At 67.9% G+C, this 841-nt stretch carries 2 protein-coding genes; both read left to right on the forward strand.

What is annotated here, in order from left to right:
- Positions 1 to 429: cupin domain-containing protein (locus FVE89_RS22510; protein WP_160536504.1), on the forward strand; the 429-nt coding region annotated here is incomplete at its 5' end.
- Positions 430 to 515: 86 nt separating this feature from the next.
- The coding region (locus tag FVE89_RS22515) for a UDP-glucose/GDP-mannose dehydrogenase family protein (protein ID WP_160536505.1) at positions 516 to 841 on the forward strand (326 nt) is incomplete at its 3' end.

Genomic DNA, 841 nt, shown 5'->3' on the forward strand with positions numbered 1-841 from the left:
GCGGTGCTGGTGGCCTCGAAGGCGCATTCCGGCCAGGTGAAGGACCTCGTCAATGCCCTGCGGGCCTCGGGCGAGCCGGAGGCGGACGCGCATCTGCGGATGTACCGGCCCTGGGGCTGGTACCAGCGGATCGACATCGGCGAGCGGTTCCAGGTGAAGCGGATCCAGGTGGTGCCGGGCGGGCGGCTGTCGCTGCAGAAGCACTACCACCGGGCCGAGCACTGGGTGGTGGTGCGCGGCACCGCCGAGGTGACGGTGGACGAGCGGGTGACGCTGGTCCACGAGAACGAGGCGATCTACCTGCCGATCGGCTCGATGCACCGGCTGGCCAACCCCGGCAAGATCCCGCTGGAGCTGATCGAGGTGCAGGTCGGCTCCTATACCGGCGAGGACGACATCATCCGCGTGGAGGATATCTACGGACGCTAAATCAAGAGCGACTCCTCGTGTAGCAGCAACCATCTCGATGACGCCCCGAGTGAAACCGGTCGTTCAAGAAGTATGACGGAGCTGGGATGAAGATCACCATGATCGGGGCCGGATATGTCGGCCTGGTGTCCGGGGCGTGCCTGGCCGATTTCGGGCACGGCGTCGTCTGCATCGACCGCGATCCGGACAAGATCGCGAGCCTGAACGCCGGCCGCATGCCGATCTACGAGCCGGGGCTCGACGCGCTGGTGGCCGAGAACGTCCGGCAGGGCCGGCTCGCCTTCCGCACGCATATGCGCGAGGCCGTGGCCGAGGCGGACGCAGTGTTCATCGCGGTCGGCACCCCGTCCCGCCGCGGCGACGGCTTCGCCGATCTGAGCTTCGTGTTCGACGCCGCCCGGGAGATCGCCGG

Source organism: Methylobacterium sp. 2A, from assembly GCF_009806555.1.
Classification (GTDB): domain Bacteria; phylum Pseudomonadota; class Alphaproteobacteria; order Rhizobiales; family Beijerinckiaceae; genus Methylobacterium.